Annotated in this window: 16 protein-coding genes; 12 read left to right on the top strand and 4 right to left on the bottom strand. The window is 30.8% G+C overall.

The genetic code is table 11. The features are described 5' to 3' along the window. The first annotated feature begins 6 nt into the window (after positions 1 to 6). From K8Z87_RS12670 to K8Z87_RS12655, 4 genes are all read left to right on the top strand, one after another. Entirely contained in the window at positions 7 to 2,406 is a 2,400-nt protein-coding gene (locus tag K8Z87_RS12670) for a hypothetical protein (protein ID WP_227477946.1), read from the top strand. A 175-nt stretch (positions 2,407 to 2,581) separates the two neighbouring features. Then, on the top strand, positions 2,582 to 3,442 hold the full coding sequence (locus K8Z87_RS12665; RefSeq protein ID WP_227477945.1) for a helix-turn-helix domain-containing protein: 861 nt from the start codon (positions 2,582 to 2,584) through the stop codon (positions 3,440 to 3,442). Between the two features lie 307 nt (positions 3,443 to 3,749). Next, the gene (locus K8Z87_RS12660; protein ID WP_227477944.1) at positions 3,750 to 4,142 is read left to right on the top strand and encodes a plastocyanin/azurin family copper-binding protein; all 393 of its coding nucleotides are present in this window, start codon (positions 3,750 to 3,752) and stop codon (positions 4,140 to 4,142) included. Positions 4,143 to 4,301: 159 nt separating this feature from the next. Then, a complete protein-coding gene (locus K8Z87_RS12655; RefSeq protein ID WP_227477943.1) occupies positions 4,302 to 5,639 on the top strand; it encodes a T9SS type A sorting domain-containing protein in 1,338 nt (445 codons plus the stop codon). Between the two features lie 80 nt (positions 5,640 to 5,719). Here the strand turns inward: K8Z87_RS12655 and K8Z87_RS12650 are convergent, their stop codons facing one another. Then, the gene (locus K8Z87_RS12650; RefSeq protein ID WP_227477942.1) at positions 5,720 to 6,052 is read right to left on the bottom strand and encodes a single-stranded DNA-binding protein; all 333 of its coding nucleotides are present in this window, start codon (positions 6,050 to 6,052) and stop codon (positions 5,720 to 5,722) included. A 167-nt stretch (positions 6,053 to 6,219) separates the two neighbouring features. Here K8Z87_RS12650 and K8Z87_RS12645 point away from each other — a divergent pair, with 167 nt between their 5' ends. Further along, complete coding sequence (locus tag K8Z87_RS12645; protein WP_227477941.1) at positions 6,220 to 6,768, top strand: GNAT family N-acetyltransferase; 549 nt, start codon at positions 6,220 to 6,222, stop codon at positions 6,766 to 6,768. Then, positions 6,749 to 7,099 carry a hypothetical protein gene (locus K8Z87_RS12640; protein ID WP_227477940.1) on the top strand — a complete coding sequence of 117 codons (351 nt, stop codon included), beginning with the start codon at positions 6,749 to 6,751 and terminating at the stop codon, positions 7,097 to 7,099. The genes K8Z87_RS12645 and K8Z87_RS12640 overlap by 20 nt, the downstream gene beginning before the upstream one ends. On the opposite strand, the gene K8Z87_RS12635 is transcribed toward K8Z87_RS12640, so the two are convergent. Further along, positions 7,096 to 7,575, bottom strand: a complete 480-nt coding sequence (locus K8Z87_RS12635; protein WP_227477939.1) for a CBS domain-containing protein — start codon at positions 7,573 to 7,575, stop codon at positions 7,096 to 7,098. The two genes, K8Z87_RS12640 and K8Z87_RS12635, sit on opposite strands and share 4 nt — an antisense overlap. Before the next feature lie 98 nt (positions 7,576 to 7,673). On the opposite strand from K8Z87_RS12635, the gene K8Z87_RS12630 reads away from it, so the two are divergent. Both K8Z87_RS12630 and K8Z87_RS12625 read left to right on the top strand, forming a co-directional pair. Next, positions 7,674 to 8,483 carry a Rossmann-fold NAD(P)-binding domain-containing protein gene (locus tag K8Z87_RS12630; RefSeq protein ID WP_227477938.1) on the top strand — a complete coding sequence of 270 codons (810 nt, stop codon included), beginning with the start codon at positions 7,674 to 7,676 and terminating at the stop codon, positions 8,481 to 8,483. Positions 8,484 to 8,551: 68 nt separating this feature from the next. Beyond that, a complete protein-coding gene (locus tag K8Z87_RS12625; RefSeq protein WP_227477937.1) occupies positions 8,552 to 9,244 on the top strand; it encodes a hypothetical protein in 693 nt (230 codons plus the stop codon). 69 nt (positions 9,245 to 9,313) lie between these two features. Here K8Z87_RS12625 and K8Z87_RS12620 read toward each other — a convergent pair whose 3' ends face one another. Together K8Z87_RS12620 and K8Z87_RS12615 are read right to left on the bottom strand one after the other, a co-directional pair. Continuing rightward, positions 9,314 to 11,380 (bottom strand): M13 family metallopeptidase, encoded by a 2,067-nt coding sequence (locus K8Z87_RS12620; protein WP_227477936.1) that lies wholly within the window; start codon positions 11,378 to 11,380, stop codon positions 9,314 to 9,316. 113 nt (positions 11,381 to 11,493) lie between these two features. Next, the gene (locus tag K8Z87_RS12615; RefSeq protein WP_227477935.1) at positions 11,494 to 12,021 is read right to left on the bottom strand and encodes a hypothetical protein; all 528 of its coding nucleotides are present in this window, start codon (positions 12,019 to 12,021) and stop codon (positions 11,494 to 11,496) included. Positions 12,022 to 12,229: 208 nt separating this feature from the next. Between K8Z87_RS12615 and K8Z87_RS12610 the strand changes: the two genes are divergently transcribed. From K8Z87_RS12610 to K8Z87_RS12595, 4 genes are all read left to right on the top strand, one after another. Continuing rightward, complete coding sequence (locus K8Z87_RS12610) at positions 12,230 to 13,201, top strand: NAD-dependent epimerase/dehydratase family protein (RefSeq protein ID WP_227477934.1); 972 nt, start codon at positions 12,230 to 12,232, stop codon at positions 13,199 to 13,201. Between the two features lie 12 nt (positions 13,202 to 13,213). Next, positions 13,214 to 14,221, top strand: a complete 1,008-nt coding sequence (locus K8Z87_RS12605) for a LacI family DNA-binding transcriptional regulator (RefSeq protein ID WP_227477933.1) — start codon at positions 13,214 to 13,216, stop codon at positions 14,219 to 14,221. A 17-nt stretch (positions 14,222 to 14,238) separates the two neighbouring features. Continuing rightward, positions 14,239 to 15,219, top strand: a complete 981-nt coding sequence (locus K8Z87_RS12600; protein WP_227477932.1) for a hypothetical protein — start codon at positions 14,239 to 14,241, stop codon at positions 15,217 to 15,219. Then, on the top strand, positions 15,212 to 16,131 hold a 920-nt coding region (locus K8Z87_RS12595), incomplete at its 3' end, for a leucine-rich repeat domain-containing protein (RefSeq protein ID WP_227477931.1). The genes K8Z87_RS12600 and K8Z87_RS12595, both read left to right, overlap by 8 nt.

Genomic DNA, 16,131 nt, shown 5'->3' with positions numbered 1-16,131 from the left:
TCCGTTATGTACCGTTTTCTAAAACCTTTGTCTAAGACATTTTTTTGTTTTGTTATTGTATCATTATTTTTCAATATTTCTTTATTTGCTCAAGAAGAATCTACAATAGTCGATCATTTAGAAGAATATGCCGCCGCGCCAAGAGAGGTGGTTTATGCACATCTCAATAAATCTATTTATATAGAAGGAGAAATGTTAGGTTTTACCGCTTATGTATTTGATAAGTTCACTAAAGAACGCTCAGAAATGACTACTAATCTTTACTGTACTATTTCAGATAAAGACGGTAAAATAATTAAAAAACAAATGGTTTTTGTTAAAGATGGCATTGTTTCTAACGTCTTTAATATAGATGAAGCTTTTACTGATGGCACATACACTTTTAAAGCCTATACCAATTGGATGTTTAATTTTAAAGAACAAAATCATTTTCAACAAACTTTTAGCGTGTTAGATGCTGACAATGAAAATGAAATTAAAATCTCAAAGGATAACACTATGGATGTTCAACTTTTAGGTGAAGGCGGACATCTACTTTATGGCACTTTAAATTCTGCTGGAATTATTGTGAAAAACAAATCTGGTTATGGCCTACCTAAAGCTAAAGGCAAAATAATAGATGAAAATGATACTGTTATAACCGAGTTCACTTTAAATAATTTTGGTATTGCTAAAGTGCTTTTTACACCAGAATCTGGTAAACGCTATTATACAGTAATAACGCATAACCAAATAGATACTAAAAAAGAAATTAAAGATATTAAGTCTTCTGGCTTTGTAATGGCGCTTACTAATATTAGAGAAAATTTAGTGCTATCCTTCAAAACCAATGAAAATTCTTTAAATAATATTAAAAATAAAAGTTTTAATGTAGCACTGCATAATGGAGATGAATTAAAACTGATTCCTTTAAAATTTAATACTACAGAAGAAAGAATGATTCTTCCAAAAACGGAACTCTTTAATGGCATTAATATATTTACCGTTTTTGATGAAAATAATCAGCCGATTTTAGAACGCTTATTTTTTAGTCCTACTAGTACTGAAGAAAACCTTAAATTAGATTATGTCTCTACGACTAAAGAAAATGACTCATTATTAGTAACGTTAAAACTTAACAATACTACTCCTGAAACATTCCAAAATATAAGTGTCTCAGTATTACCATCTGAAACCAATAGTTATACCCATCAACATAATATTAGTTCTCAATTATACTTACAACCTTATGTTAGAGGTGCCATTGAAAATGCCGGCTATTATTTTAAAAATACCAATCGTAAAACACAATATGAATTAGATCTATTATTAATTACACAAGGCTGGAGTAGTTATGATTGGACTACTATTTTTAATTTTGAAGATAATTTTAACTTCCCGTTTGAACGTGGCATCGATGTCGTTACTACAGTTAATAACAAAAAAACACAAGGTACTTATTTAGTATATCCTCTAAAGAACAATTCTACTCAAGTCTTTGAGCTTAAAGGCAATGAAAATGTATTTACACAAAAAAGAGTTATTCCTACAGAAGGTGAAAAATTTAGAGTTGGGCAAATAAAAGCGAATAGTAAGCAAGGTAAACCTGGGGTTTATCCACAATTCTATCCTTCGGTTTTTCCTACGTTTCAATCATCTTATGATTATTTAAATTCTTCAGGCGCTGAATTTTCTGAAGATATTAAAACACCAACAGCAGAAGATTCTTGGGACAAGAGAATCGAAAAATTAGATGAAGTCGTAGTTGCAGTAAACAGAAAACAAGAGCGTTTAGAAGCTTTAACTCGTAAAGCTAATGGAGAATCTGTTAGGGAGATTACAGATTCAGAAAAAATAAGAGGTACAACCTTAGCACAGATTATAAATGAATTAGGGTTTTTTGCGCAATATGATTTTGTAAATGCCCAATTTACAATCATTAATCCTAGAGTTCAACGTGGGCCTTCTGTACCAGTACTGTTTTTAGACGACGCTCTAATAACAGACCCAAACATTTTAAGAGATATCCCTGTTGAAACCATAGAATTTATAGAATCTAGCCGCCTTAGCAGTAGCAGATATGGATTTAGAGGATTTGCAGGTTTTATTAAAATATATACTGGCACTAGTTTTTATTACAGGAATGACGGAGCTGAAAAAACAACTTCTGTATTTGATTTTCCTTTAACCTTTAATAGCCCAAAAACATTTTATACCCCAACATATCAGTTTTATGACACTAAATTCTTTAAAGCATATGGCACTATTGGGTGGTATCCTAATTTAAAAACAGATCCTAATGGTATTGTTAGTTTTAAAATTTTAGACACAAAGGCCAATACTGTCAACCTTTATATTGAAGGTGTTGTAAATGATAATGATTTAATATCTGAAATCAAGACAATAAACCCTAATACTGGAGATTAGTTTAAGTAGAACTAAAACACACATTAATATTGGCAAATAAAGAGCATGCTAATATTTTCCAGAAAATTTTAGTTATTTAAAACGATAAAGTCAATATCGTAAAGCTATAATATTCTATATAATCTTATTCTTATATAACTTGTAATTTACACTCAAAATTATAGACTTATTTATTATGAGACATAATTTTAAAGAATTTACAACAAATGCTATTTTTAATATCGAAAATGAGCAACTGTTATTAAAGTATAAAATTGCTAAACAAACCGATTTATATACTTTTATATGGGCAAATTCTCACCCTATTAAAATTATTGTAGATAGTATTCCTTTAACTATTAAACCAAATAATATTCTGGCTTTAACTCCTCTTCAATATATACAATATATAGAAGGGAAAGATGTTATTATTTATCAATTTAACAGGGAGTTCTATTGCATTAAAGATCATGACCACGAAGTAAGTTGCGCGGGAATTTTATTTTTCGGAAATTCTAATATTCCTATTATCCCTTTAAACACATCTGAACGGCGTAAATTTAAAATTTTACACGAAGTATTTCTTGATGAGTTAGAAACAAAAGATACCATTCAAGCAGAAATGCTTAGAATGTTAATGGCACGTTTTATTATTAAGAGCACACGATTATTAAAGGCTAAAGCTGGGCTTGTCGAAACTGCTAAAAGCTCTAAAATAGATTTATTACGCGAATTTAATTTTTTAGTAGAAACACATTTTAAAAAAGAACATAGTGTTTCTTTTTATGCAGATAAACTCTTTAAGTCACCTAAAACATTATCTAATACATTTTCAAAATTAAATACAAGCCCGCTTCAAATTATTCACGAACGCATTATACTAGAAGCAAAACGACTATTAATCTATACAGATAAGACCGCAAAAGAAATTGCTTATGAGGTTGGTTTTGATGATGCCTCTCATTTAAGTCGTTTATTTAAAAAGCAGACTTCATTTTCTCCTTCAAACTTCAAAAAGCAACTAAAAAGTATAATGAGGGAAAAATTGGCAAATTAATGATTGTTAATAATATGCTTTAATAGCCTATTCATTTACTTCTTGCATCACAGATTAAACTCTAATAAATCTAATTTTATTATTATCAGACATAAACACAAAAAATAATTATCTTTAATGCGCTTCTTGTAAATGTCAATTTTCTTATCAATTAAAAAATAATTAATCGGGCAAAATTGACAATTAAAAGGGAAAAACAATCATTATAAAAAAGCTGATAGTATCGCATCTTTGCACTCACAAATTGATTTAATCAATAACCAAGTCACAATAATGTGCAAAAAATAAATTATAACATATGAATATCATGAAAAAAATTATTACAGTTTTAGTTATCGCTTTAGCATTTTCAGGAACAGGAAACGCACAAGATGCTATGAAAAAAGATAAGATGATGAAAGACACTAAAACTAGTATTGTGTCTTTAGAACAAACTGAAGGTGTATTTACACAACAATCTATAACATTAAAAGAAGGTTCTTACATTTTTGAAATTTCTAATAATAATGTTGGTCATAATGTTGGTTTTGTATTAGCACCTAAATCTAACCCTGATGCACACATTAAAACTGCTTATGTAACAAAGCAAGTTGAAAATAATACTAAAGGAAAAACAAATGTAACGACATTAGCAAAAGGAGAGTATATTTACTTTTGCCCTTTAAACCCAACTCCTAAGTATACACTTATTGTGGAGTAAACTTTACAAAACATTTTTTAGTGATTTAAGGATGTAATATTAATTACATCCTTTTTTTATTATTATACAACCTTTTAAGTTCTTTTTTACAATATTACACAAAACTTAGCCTGTGTTTTTATATTTTTGTGACTCATTGTTATGAGTAAAAATTGGATTATGAAAAAAACCATTAAATTCTTTATTTGTATTCTAATATTAATTATTACCTCATCTTCCTTCTCGCAAATAGATATAGAACAAAAAAATATTGATTGGGATGTATGCAAGTATTACCCAACAAAAGAAAGTAATAAAATTAGTATTGCTAGATCTGAATTTGTAAAAAATCGAATGGAGAATAGATTAACTCCATGCTCAAATTTCATTATAGATTTTGATGCTGGTTTTGATGCTAATCCTGCCGCTAAAGCTGCGTTTCAATTTGCAGCAGATATATGGTCAAATCAATTAGATTCTCCTGTCCCTATTAGAGTAGATGCCAATTTTGGACCATTAGATCCAGGTGTTCTAGGTGGAGCAGGACCAAATGGACTTGTAGGCTTAACTTTTGATGGAGGTGTAACAGCCACTTTTTTTGCAAGAGCTCTAGCAGAGCAGATTTTAGGAATTGAAACAACTGACACCAATGATCCTAACGATCCTAATGATGATGAAAATCCTTCAAATGATATTATTGCTACATTTAGTAGTACTGCTAATTTTTATTTTGGCACTGATGAAAATACTCCCTCAAATCAAATAGACTTTGTTACGGTAGTACTACATGAGTTAGGTCATGGATTAGGTATCTTAGGCCTCGGTAATGTTAATGATACAGATGCAATGGGCGATCCGCAAACACCTACTCTAGGATTTATAAACCCAGGGGGATTCCCTAGTGTTTGGGATGAATTTATAGAAAACGGATCTGGCACATCTATTTTAGATTTCGGAGATCCATCTGCAGATTTACTTAGAGAATTTACTAGTAATGATTTATTTTCTAACGGACCAATAACTACATTTCAGAATAACGGGATACTGCCTTCAATATATGCCCCAGACCCTTTCAGGTCAGGTTCAAGTTATAGCCATTGGGATGAAGATATATATCCACCAGGTAATTTAAATTCATTGATGACTCCTTTTGTCTCTAATGGAGAAGCTATTCATGATCCAGGCACTGTAACTCTTGGTTTTATGGAAGATATGGGTTGGACCTTATGCAATTTTACACTAAGTAGCTCTGAAATAGTTATAGAAGATATTGCAATTAGCCCTAACCCATTTACTGAAAGATTAACTATTAATTTACCTAGTAACTTAAGGAATGACAATTTTAATATATCTATCACAGATTTAAATGGACGTGTTATTATTAACCAAGATATGAGTGCTAGTAATGGTGAAATAACATTACCTAATCTAAACAGTTTAAAAGCTTCTTTATATTTTATTACTGTTGAGAGCTTAGATTCTGGCGCTTCATTTACGGATAAGATTATAAAGCGTTAATATCTATAAAAGGTATAAAAACATAAAAAAGGGCATCAAAATTTTGATGCCCTTTTTTATATCAAAATAAAATAATCGTTTTATTTTCCCAACATTAATAGTTCGCTACAAACAATTTCAGTAATGTAACGTTTGTTTCCTTCTTTATCTTCCCATGCTCGGTTTGTTAATTTTCCTGTAATAGCAACTTCTTTTCCTTTAGTTATATACTTTTCTACAATCTCGGCTGTTTTTCCCCAAGCTACAATATTATGCCATTGAGTATCTGTGATTTTTTCACCTTTTGTATTCTTGTAACTTTCGTTAGTTGCGATTGAAAATTTTGCAAGTGTTTTTCCTGTCTCTAGGTTTACAATTTCAGGGTCGTTTCCTAGGTTTCCAATCAACTGTACTTTGTTTCTTAGCGTTGTCATAATTTTAAATTTTTAATGTTAAACAGTTAATACTAATCGAGTTCTTATGTTTCGATAGTGCAAAGATGTAGTACTTAGCAAATTTTAGTCGGTAGTTACCTATTTAAATTCGTTTGTAAATATTTGTAGTCGTTTGTAAATGGATACATTTATGCTTATATTTGAAAATGTCAGCTTTCAAAATAGAAACCAAGCGTCTAATTTTAAGACACTTAACTCATAGCGATGTCAATGGCATGTTTGAGCTAGACTCAAATCCCATCGTTCATAAATACCTAGGTAATAATCCTATTACAACTCTAAAAGAAGCCGAGAAAAATATAAGATCTAACATAAGACAACACAAAGAACGTGGTATTGCACGTTGGGCTACAATAGAAAAATCATCAGGAGAGTTTGTTGGTTGGTCTGGTTTGCGTTTAAACTCAGATTTAACCTATAACAACAGAACTAATTTCTATGATATTGGTTATCGGTTTATCCCTAGATATTGGGGAAAAGGGTATGCTACAGAATCGTCAATAGTAGCTCTAGATTATTTTTTTAATACCATGAAAAAAGATATACTCTTTGGAATTGCAGAAACAACCAATATTGCTTCGAACAAGATTCTTCGGAGAATAGGATTAAAATTTATCAATGATTTTAAAATTGACGGTATTGATGCAAAATGGTACGAACTAAAAAAAGAAGATTATGCAAAAACAATGTCCTGAATGTGGTAATAAAATTATAGGTAGAATTGATAAAAAGTTTTGCAGTGATGGCTGTAGAAATACTTTCAATAATCGTATTAATAAAGATTCTAAAAACCTTATCAGAAATACCAATAATAGATTGCGGAAAAATTATAGAATATTAGAAACACTTAACCCAGATAAAAAAACAAAAACGTCGAGAGCAAAACTTATAGAAAAAGGTTTTGATTTTAACTATTTTACTAGCATTTATACAACTAAAGCAGGTACTATATACTATTTTATTTATGACCAAGGTTATTTACCCTTAGATGGCGACTATTATGCTTTAGTAAAACGCAATGATTAACCATTAGTTTTACTATTCCAGTTTTCACATTTAAGTTGTAATGCCGCTTTTAGTATGTCTTTTTGGCTAATTTGCCCTACCAGTTTTCCGTTTTCTACTATAGGAAAACGGCGTCGTTTAGATTTTAAAAATTTATTAGCGGCATCAAATACATCCATATTTCCATCTATGGTTTCTACATCTTTTGCCATTCGTTTTTCAACATTGTCCTGATCTAAAGGCATATTGTAATACCTGCTTTCACTCAGCTGTTTTAGGCAATCTCCCTCTGATATCATTCCAACCAATTCACATTTATCATTAACAACTGGTCCACCAGAGATTTTAAATTTAATAATAGCTTCAACAACATCTTGTACAGACTGCTCGGGTTTAAAAGTAACTAAACTTGTAGTCATATAATCTTTAACTTTAAGAGACGAATTAATCTCAGTAGTTTGATGTTTGCGCGATCCTTGAAAACTTTTAATTCCCATAACTAGTAATTTAAATGAATTTAAAATTACTGAAAATTAACAACTTAAGCAAAAAACACAAAAAAGCGCTTATTTTTGCGTTTTAAAATAGCGTTATCTTGAAGACTAAAATTAGCATTATAGGTTGTGGCTGGTTAGGTTTACCTTTAGCTAAATATTTAATAGAAGAAGGTTTTGATATTAAAGGATCTACGACATCTCATTTAAAATTAGATCATTTAAAATCTTCTAATATCGATCCTTATGTTATTCGGCTAAGTGAGACAAAAATAGAAGGAGATGTTGATCGATTTTTATTAAATAGCAAAATTGTTATTATTAATATTCCTCCTGGTCTAAGAAAAAATCCAAATAAAAACCATGTCAACGAAATTAGACACTTGATTACACATATTGAAGCACAACATATAAAATACGTATTATATATTAGTTCTACCTCTGTGTATAAAAATGAAGTTTCTATGCCTAATATTACGGAAGAAAACTTGCCTAATGCCGTATCAAATAATGGCAAACAATTAATAACTATAGAGCAAATGCTTCAAAATAATCCTAATTTTGAAACAACTATTCTAAGATTTTCAGGTTTATTAGATGCTAAAAGACATCCTGGACAAATGCTATCTGGCAAAATGGATTTAAAAAACGGGGATGCTCCAATTAATCTTATTCATAAAGATGATTGTATAAAAATCATTTCAGAGTTAATTAAAGGGAACATATGGAACGCCGTTTTTAATGCCTCTAATCCATTTCATCCTTCTAAAAAATCTTATTATACTCAGTATTGTAAAGCGAACCATCTTCCGCTTCCTCATTTTAATACCAGTTTAAAAAATGAAGGAAAATTAATAGATTCCTCTAAGTTGGTACAACTTTTGAATTATAGCTTTGAAACGGCCTTATAGAAATTAGTAAATTTTTAAGTGTATATATCATTAATTTTTATAGTTTTAGCCCATTAAATTTTTAAGAAATGAAGAAGATTACGATTGCCCTTATTATGATGTTATCTGCTGGTGTGTTTGCACAAGGAAATGCAGATTTAAAAGCGCATTATGAAGCGTTTTACAAACAAATGAAAGCTCAAGGAGATGTACAAGGCGTTATCAATGCTATGACGCATCTTAATGTTATTGCACCCACACAAGCACGTAAAGATACTTTAGCATATTTATATATTACTGAAGGTAAATTTATACAAGCGTTAAACACTGTAGGTGTAGAAAAAAATGCAACAGATTCTGACATTAATGTAGAAGTGAAAGCCATAGCTCTCAAGAATTTAAATGACCCTAAACGTGCTCTAGAACATTATAACGTATTATATACTAGAAACCCAAATCCTTTATTAGCATACGAAATGGCTGATTTAATGTTACAAACAGACGACATCGCCAGTGCTAAATCTAAAATTGAGTATGGTATTGCAAATGCTAAGGATGACCAAAAACGAGCGTTTTATGAAAAACAACAACCTTATGAAACTTCTTTAAAGGCGGCATTCTATTATATTAAAGCTATTGCTCTTTTTAAAGAAAACCAAACGGCAAATTTAGATGCCGCATTAAAATTAACCAATGATGCTCTTGCTATTGACCCTAATTTTAATATGGCTAAAATTACAAGAGAAGCTTTAGAAGCTAAAAAAGTAGCTCCTAAAAATTAATAATTTTATTTTCAAAAACAAAAATGCAGCTCATAGAGCTGCATTTTTGTTTTATACAAACTTTAATACTTACCAGATTCTTACACGCTTCTCTGGATTTAAATACATTTTATCTCCTTCTTTAATATCAAATGCTTTATAAAATGCATCAATATTTTTCAACGGTTGAATTGCTCTTTGTATTCCTGGAGAATGTGGATCTGTTTTAATCTGCGTTCTCAACGCTTCATCTCTAATCAATGTTCTCCATACAGTAGCCCAAGACATAAAGAAACGTTGCTCAGCAGTAAATCCATCAATATCTTCTGGTCTGCCATTCTCTTCAAAAAACAATTGTAATCCATCGTAAGCACCTAATACGCCTCCAAGGTCGCCAATATTTTCTCCTAAGGTAAACTTACCATTAATATTTACTCCTTCTAATACCTCTATGGCACTGTATTGATCTGCTAAAGCATTCCCTCTTTTAGTAAATTCTTCAAGATCTTGAGGTGACCACCAATTTTTCAAGTTACCGTCTCCATCATAACGCGCTCCAGAATCATCAAACGCATGAGAAATTTCATGGCCAATTACCGCTCCTATACCTCCATAATTTACAGCTTCGTCTGCTGTATAGTTATAGAATGGTGGTTGCAAAATAGCTGCTGGGAATACAATTTCGTTATTCCTAGGGTTAAAATATGCATTAACAGTCTGTGGAGACATACCCCAGCGTGAACGATCAACAGGTTCGCCTAAGTCTGCTAAATTTCTATTTCTACCCCAAACACCTACTGCCATCATATTTTCGGCATAGCTATTACCTTCTTTTATTTGTAGTTCAGAATAATCAATCCACTCATCTGGGTAAGCAATTTTAACTGTAAACTTATCTAGCTTATCAATAGCTTTTATTTTAGTACTATCACTCATCCAATCTAGATTATTAATTCTGTTCTGAAATGCTTTAATTACATTAGCAATCATTTTTTCAGCCTTTTCTTTAGCTTCAGGTGGAAATTTTGCTTGCACATATAATTGTCCTATGGCTTCTCCAACACTACCGTTTACAGTTGCTAAAGCACGCTCTTTAGCATCTCTCTGCTTTTGAGCCCCGCTTAAATATTGACTGTAAAACTCCCAATTTGTTTTTTCGATTTCTGTTGTTAAAAATCCAGAAGTTCCTCTTAATGTACTCCAATCCATCAACGTTTTAATATCTTCAATAGGTGTCTCCTTTAAAAATGTATTTAATGCCTCCATATATTTTGGATTAAAGACATTAATTTTATCAGCACCTTTTGTAACACCAATGTCAGCAATGTATTTCTTCCAATTAATTACAGGTGTCAATTTTTCTAAATCTCCAATAGTACCGACATTATTAAAATTACGAGCATCACGACGTTGTACTTTGTCATATCTTGGTTTTGCTAATTTTGTTTCTAAAGCCAAAATCGTTTCACCAGCTTTACGTCCTTTAGCTTCGTCGTAACCAATGTATTGAAGCATTCTAGAAATATGATCTACATATTTCCCTCTAATCTCAACAGATTTTTCATCTTCTTCTAAATAATAATCTCTGTCTGGCAAACCTAGTCCTGCAGTAAATACCCATGCAATATTCATGCTACTATCATTAAGGTCTGGTGAAGCACCAAAGCCCATAAACGGAGCAGAAACACCTAAACTAGTGGCCAAAACTGTTTGCATGTCATTAATGTTATTAATACCATCGATATCAGACAATAGAGATTTTAAAGGCTCAATTCCTGCTTCATCTCTGGCAATGGTATCTAATTCAGATTCAAAAATTAATAGTGCTTTTTGCTGATCTGATCCTTCCGAGTAAGTCCCTAATTCTTTAGACGTATTTAAAATATCTAACACATCTTTATCTGTCGATTTTCTTAAAACTCCAAAACCACCCCAACGGGTTCTGTCTTCTGGAATTGTATTGGTTTTTGCCCATGTGCCATTTACAAAATTATAAAAATCGTCTTTTGGATTTACGCTTGTATCCATATTCTCCAAAACAATTCCTGGTATTTTTTCTGCTTGGGCTAATTCTTCTTTGGCCTCTTCTTTACATGCTAAAATGGTAAAAAAAGCCAGTCCTGAAATCGCTAGAACGCGATTAAGATTAGTTTTCATAATATTTATATTAATTTCGAATTAAAGGTAATTATAAGTTAGACTCGACAACTCTAAAATTGTTACATCTTAACAAAATTTTAAGTTACTTAGAAAACACTAAGGTGAACCAACTATTCAGGGCGTTCAATATTTGCTTTATCGAATTCTAGTTTTTTATTAATTAGGTAGTTGAGATGCGATATCGATTCTAGAAGTGATTTTATACTTCTTAGTTTATCTTCTATTGGTAAGTTATCTATTGTTAAATTATTATTTAATAGTAAAAGCTGAGTTTCTAAAACAGTAATTCTCGCTTTTATACGATTTGTGTTTAAAGTTTCTGGAATAGTTGTTTTCAATTCCTCAGTAAACCCAGCTAAAGTTGCTTGTTCATCTTTAAAAAAAGAAAAATCTACCTTTTTTAAAAATCCTATCTGGGTTACTAACTCTTGATACTTAATCCAATTAGCGACTACATCTTTAGCATCATCACTTAAAACATAATCCGTATACCTTAAATCTTCAATTTTTTTTTGAGTGATTTTTGATGCTAAATCATTAACAACTTCTTTAACTTCAGAATCTTTTTCAGAATTGTTATTTCCGCAACTAAAAAATAAAGTGAATAGTGTTAAAAATAATAGAGGTTTAATCTTCATTTTTTATGCTTCTTAATTTAAGTGTAAATATAATTAAACTATACTATTGATAATTTATTTTAATTGATTCTTAAAATCACTTCTATTAATAGAAATAAAATGAATAAAATGCTAAATTCTTACTAAAAAGGATTGCTTTTTTAATATAATTTAAAAAACATCACTGTATTCTTCATATTTTTGATACTTACTTAAATTTAACAGAATCATGTCTTCAAAAATTTTAATTATTGGCGCCGGAGGTCAAATAGGTTCTGAGCTTACAACAGCTCTAAGAGAAAAGTACGGAACAGACTCAGTAATTGCCTCAGATATAAATGACCGTAATACCAAAATGGTAAATTCTGGGCCTTTTGAAATTATTAATGCCATGGATTATGATGCTATTAAAGCCTCTATAATAGCCAATAATATTGATACTGTTTATTTAATGGCCGCTATGCTAAGTGCAACAGGGGAAAAACACCCTGAGAAAGCTTGGGATTTAAACATGAACTCACTATTTCATGTTCTAAACTTAGCCAAAGATGGATTATTAAAAAAAGTATTTTGGCCAAGTAGTATTGCTGTTTTTGGACCAACTACACCTAGACACAACACGCCTCAACATACCATTTGCGAACCAACAACAGTATATGGTATCACCAAACAAGTAGGTGAACGTTGGTGTGAATATTATTTTAAAAGATATGGTGTAGATGTACGCAGTGTACGTTATCCTGGTATTATCAGTTACAAAACTTTACCTGGAGGCGGCACTACAGATTATGCTGTAGAGATATACCATAAGGCTATTACTGATGGAGAATACACAAGTTTTTTATCTGAAGATACTGAATTACCAATGATGTTTATGGATGATGCCATTAATGCAACTTTAAAGCTTATGGAAGCTCCTTCTAATAATATAAAGATTCGTTCGTCTTACAACTTATCGGCAATTAGTTTTACTCCTTCAGAAATTGCGGCTTCTATTACAAAAGAATTCCCTAACTTTAAAATAAATTATAATCCAGATTTTAGACAAGCTATTGCAGATAGTTGGCCTGCATCTATAGATGACAGTGCTGCTAGAGCAGATTGGAATTGGGAACATCAGTACGATTTAACTCAAATGACTTTAGAAATGTTAAAAAACTTGATTATAAAATATAATTCTAATAGAGAACTATCGTCATAAGCATATTACTATATGGTTACAATTAAAGAACTTGCCAGAGAACTTAATGTCTCTATATCTACTGTATCTAAAGCTCTTAATGATAACCCAGAAATTAGTGATATAACAATTGCCCGTATTAAAGAACTCGCTGTTTTACGTAATTATAAACCCAATAAAGCCGCCGTGAGTTTAAAACGTAATAAGACCATGACTATTGGTGTTATTATACCTGATATTCTTAACCATTTTTTTGCTAAAGTGTTGCATGGCATTGAGGAAGCATCTTCAAAACTTGGTTATAATATTATTACCTGTATCTCTAACGAATCTTACGAAAAAGAAGTCGACATCCTTCAACTATTAGCTGATGGTACTGTAGATGGTTTTATTTTGGCTGTTGCCGAAGAAACTCAAGTTAAAAACATTAGTAATCATTTTAAAAAGGTTTTAGATGATAAAATTCCTATTGTAATGTTCGATAGAATTATTGAAGATATTAATTGCGATAAAGTTATTATTGATGATTTTGAAGCAACCTATGATGCTACAAAAACACTTTTAAATGAAGGACGAAAAAATATTGTACTCATTAATCAAATCGGTCAATTAAGTGTTGGTAAACATAGAGTTGAAGGTTATAAAAAAGCGATTGAAGATTATAGCAGTTATTCTAAGTCTCCTAATGTTGTTGTAATTGATAAAAATGCTGATTTAGAACAATCTATAATTTCAATTTTTGAAGAAAATACAGACTTAGATGGTATAATTTCAATAGATAACATCTCTGGTGTCACGGCCATTAATGTTGCTAAAAACAGAGATTTAGCAATCTCTAAAGATATTTCTATTATCGGCTTTTCTTCTGATGACATTTTAGCGTTTTCTTCGCCAAAATTATCTACTGTAGCACAACACGGAGAAACTATTGGTAGTACTGCTGTAAAATTATTGATTGATCGATTAGAGAATAAAACCACTTTAAAAAAAGTAATAAAGACGGTTCCTTTTTTAATTAAACTTAGAGAAACCACAAAATAGATATTATCTATTTACTAATGAGCTATTTAAATACTTTTAGTCATCCTATTTTTAAAGTAAAATACAAAGCTATTATCCTTTTAGTATTTACCTCAATGTTTGCTCATACCCAATCTTTAAACTCTAATGGAGGCCTTTTATTAAAAACAGAAATCACTCTTGGTAATCAAAACAAAACGGTTAAACTCAGTGTTTTTGGAATAGGCACACTAAATTACGGAGATGCGTCCTTAGAAGCTGGGTTTTCTTTATTTTCGGGACAATTATTTCAGCGTCATACAAAACAAAAAAAAGGATTATTTTATGGTTATGATGTTTTTGTGTTAGGAGGTACAGGAGACAACTCTAATCTATTAGCCGCATCTCTATTTGCTAATAATCAAACACTTCTTTTTAGCAATAGTCCTTCTGGTAGTTTTAATGGTATTGGGTTTGGGTTTCAAAAAGAATTTTTACCAGATGATCTTAAAATCTTCAATTTGCGTCGTGGTAAAGTTATAATGCGTTTTAGTGACAATAATCATTCTTTTAAAATTGTGTTTACTAATGATTTTAGGCTTTACCCTTTATTTAATGGTCAGGGCACAGATTACGGGCAAACTGGAGGCATAGAATTTGGTTTTAGCAAAATTCGATCTAGGCAAAGTGCTTATCAAATCGGTGTTGGCTTGGAGTTGTTTACGGCAAAAGCTGATTATTCTAAAACTCCTTTAAACCCTATAAATTCAGATGATGGAAGAAAAAATGTTTGGTATACTCTAAATCCGTATAAAGATTTATTTTATACTAATTTATACGCTATTGGTAGTTATCAAAGTAATCACTTTCAATCGTCTTTAAAACTAGGTCTTAACAGTCAAAAACTAGGGGCTTTTGTACAAAACAAATTGCATGATAATTTTGGTTTAAATCCTAGATTCCCTTGGCAAGTAGACAAAAAAGATACGTTAATCATTGAAGCTTCTGCAAGTGCTTTTAATACATGGACAGATGATTAAAAAACTTACTATATATCTTTTTATCAGTGTTGTTGTAAGCAATTGCAACACTTATAAAACCTTTTATAAAACGACCGAAGGCGCCGCAAGTCAAACTAATACTAAAACAAAAATTTATCGTTTTAATTTAACGAATTCTAATTTCAACACCGCCAAAAAACATCTAAGTCAATTGCCCGACCTAAGAATGCTCAACTTATCTGGCGCTTCAAAAAATACAGATACTTTAAACAGTCTTTTGAATGAAATCCCTAATCCTGAAAAACTTCAGGTACTATTATTAAACGATATAGACTTAGAACATATTCCATCTGCTATAAAACGGTTTAAATATTTAAAGCAACTTTCGTTAAACAAAAATCCAAAGCTAAATTTAGATGAAACCTTTACAACCATTCAAAATTTACCCATTGTATTTTTAAACCTTCAATACAATGACTTACATAAATTACCAGCTTCTATTCAGTTTATAGAAACCTTATCCGATCTTAATCTTACAGGAAATAATGTTACAGACGCACAAACATATACGTATTTGTCTCAACTTACAAAATTGCGCTCTTTATGGTTAAATTATAATAATTTAGATGTGTTTCCTAAAACTACTTCTCAACTAAAGCAATTACGGAATTTGTATTTTGAACATAATAATATTAGAGAATTGCCCGAAGATTTTAAACAGCTAAAAAAAGTTTGGGTAATACATGCCGGCCATAATAAATTTACAAGCTTGCCAAAACAACTTTCTGAGATGGAAGCTTTGCTCCTTTTACACATTAATAATTGTAAGATCAAAACTATTCCTGAAGATTTTAGTTCTAAAAAGATATCTCTTTTTGGTTTAATTATGGACAACAATTTACTCTCTGAACAAGACAAACTAAAATGGAAGAAAGAATTTAAAGGGTTCTT

Source organism: Winogradskyella immobilis (genome assembly GCF_021887715.1).
Classification (GTDB): domain Bacteria; phylum Bacteroidota; class Bacteroidia; order Flavobacteriales; family Flavobacteriaceae; genus Winogradskyella; species Winogradskyella immobilis.
Note: the sequence above shows the minus strand (reverse complement) of the source record. Positions and strands in the feature narration are given on the sequence as shown.

What these genes read in the sequence shown, in the direction of transcription:
- K8Z87_RS12640 (WP_227477940.1), top strand. Translation starts at nt 6,749, where the DNA reads ATGCAAAAACAATGTCCTGAATGTGGTAATAAAATTATAGGTAGAATT.
- K8Z87_RS12620 (WP_227477936.1), bottom strand. Translation starts at nt 11,380, where the DNA reads ATGAAAACTAATCTTAATCGCGTTCTAGCGATTTCAGGACTGGCTTTT.
- K8Z87_RS12615 (WP_227477935.1), bottom strand. Translation starts at nt 12,021, where the DNA reads ATGAAGATTAAACCTCTATTATTTTTAACACTATTCACTTTATTTTTT.
- K8Z87_RS12660 (WP_227477944.1), top strand. Translation starts at nt 3,750, where the DNA reads ATGAAAAAAATTATTACAGTTTTAGTTATCGCTTTAGCATTTTCAGGA.
- K8Z87_RS12670 (WP_227477946.1), top strand. Translation starts at nt 7, where the DNA reads ATGTACCGTTTTCTAAAACCTTTGTCTAAGACATTTTTTTGTTTTGTT.
- K8Z87_RS12655 (WP_227477943.1), top strand. Translation starts at nt 4,302, where the DNA reads ATGAAAAAAACCATTAAATTCTTTATTTGTATTCTAATATTAATTATT.
- K8Z87_RS12665 (WP_227477945.1), top strand. Translation starts at nt 2,582, where the DNA reads ATGAGACATAATTTTAAAGAATTTACAACAAATGCTATTTTTAATATC.
- K8Z87_RS12625 (WP_227477937.1), top strand. Translation starts at nt 8,552, where the DNA reads ATGAAGAAGATTACGATTGCCCTTATTATGATGTTATCTGCTGGTGTG.
- K8Z87_RS12650 (WP_227477942.1), bottom strand. Translation starts at nt 6,052, where the DNA reads ATGACAACGCTAAGAAACAAAGTACAGTTGATTGGAAACCTAGGAAAC.
- K8Z87_RS12605 (WP_227477933.1), top strand. Translation starts at nt 13,214, where the DNA reads ATGGTTACAATTAAAGAACTTGCCAGAGAACTTAATGTCTCTATATCT.
- K8Z87_RS12600 (WP_227477932.1), top strand. Translation starts at nt 14,239, where the DNA reads ATGAGCTATTTAAATACTTTTAGTCATCCTATTTTTAAAGTAAAATAC.
- K8Z87_RS12610 (WP_227477934.1), top strand. Translation starts at nt 12,230, where the DNA reads ATGTCTTCAAAAATTTTAATTATTGGCGCCGGAGGTCAAATAGGTTCT.
- K8Z87_RS12635 (WP_227477939.1), bottom strand. Translation starts at nt 7,575, where the DNA reads ATGGGAATTAAAAGTTTTCAAGGATCGCGCAAACATCAAACTACTGAG.
- K8Z87_RS12645 (WP_227477941.1), top strand. Translation starts at nt 6,220, where the DNA reads ATGTCAGCTTTCAAAATAGAAACCAAGCGTCTAATTTTAAGACACTTA.